The sequence below is a fragment of the Azospirillum formosense genome, from assembly GCF_013340925.1.
Lineage (GTDB): Bacteria > Pseudomonadota > Alphaproteobacteria > Azospirillales > Azospirillaceae > Azospirillum > Azospirillum formosense.
The window spans coordinates 1-968 of sequence record NZ_WHOR01000520.1; the positions used below are offsets into that span (position 1 = coordinate 1).

Annotated in this window: 2 tRNA genes and 2 rRNA genes; all 4 read right to left on the reverse strand. The window is 60.8% G+C overall.

Going from position 1 to position 968, the window contains the following annotated elements:
• Positions 1–294: ribosomal RNA gene (locus tag GBZ26_RS29535) — 23S ribosomal RNA — on the reverse strand; the annotation flags it as partial.
• 258 nt (positions 295–552) lie between these two features.
• Positions 553–628: transfer RNA gene (locus tag GBZ26_RS29540), tRNA-Ala, on the reverse strand.
• Positions 629–659: 31 nt separating this feature from the next.
• A tRNA-Ile gene (locus tag GBZ26_RS29545) sits at positions 660–736 on the reverse strand.
• 114 nt (positions 737–850) lie between these two features.
• Positions 851–968: ribosomal RNA gene (locus GBZ26_RS29550) — 16S ribosomal RNA — on the reverse strand; the annotation flags it as partial.

Genomic DNA, 968 nt, shown 5'->3' on the forward strand with positions numbered 1-968 from the left:
ACGCTTCCGGTTATGTCGGTCCAACCACTGGCCTGGTCCGCGTTCGCTCGCCACTACTAGCGGAGTCTCGGTTGATGTCCTTTCCTCCGGCTACTTAGATGTTTCAGTTCGCCGGGTTCGCCTCCCGCACCTATGGATTCAGTGCGGGATACCGCTTGCGCGGTGGGTTGCCCCATTCGGAAATCCACGGATCAAAGCCTGCTCGCGGCTCCCCATGGCTTATCGCAACGTGCTGCGTCCTTCATCGCCTCTCAGTGCCAAGGCATCCACCAGATGCCCTTTAGACGCTTGATCCTAAACTCAGCGGTTGCGCCACGCGCAGGGGCAAGCCCAGACGCACGCACAACGCCGCAAGATGCATTGACCATCGAACCAACCCTTCGCGGAGCCGGCCCGAGGTCCGTCCTCGGTCACTTAACAATCGTCTTCACACTGTCCATGATCCCGCTCCAGTCCCCTCCGCGATGGGGAGCCCGAAGCTCACGTTTCCGTGTTGCGTTTCCTTCTGACGGATCTCCCTGGAAGACCACCATCGCCTCGACACCAGAAGACTGGTGGAGGCAGACGGGATCGAACCGACGACCTCCTGCTTGCAAAGCAGGCGCTCTCCCAACTGAGCTATGCCCCCATGTCGGTGTAACGCGGTGTCGCCTGATGGGTGGTGGGCCAGGGAGGATTTGAACCTCCGACCTCACGCTTATCAAGCGCGCGCTCTAACCAACTGAGCTACTAGCCCCTCATGGCCACCCCCATTCAAAGAGGGCCATGATGAGATCCGTGAGAAGGGATGCGCCGGCGGCGGCTTCTTGGTCGGCTCGCGGCCCGATTGGACGGGCCGGCTTTTCCTTAGAAAGGAGGTGATCCAGCCGCAGGTTCCCCTACGGCTACCTTGTTACGACTTCACCCCAGTCGCTGACCTGACCGTGGTTGGCTGCCTCCGTTGCCGGTTAGCGCACCACCTTCGGGTA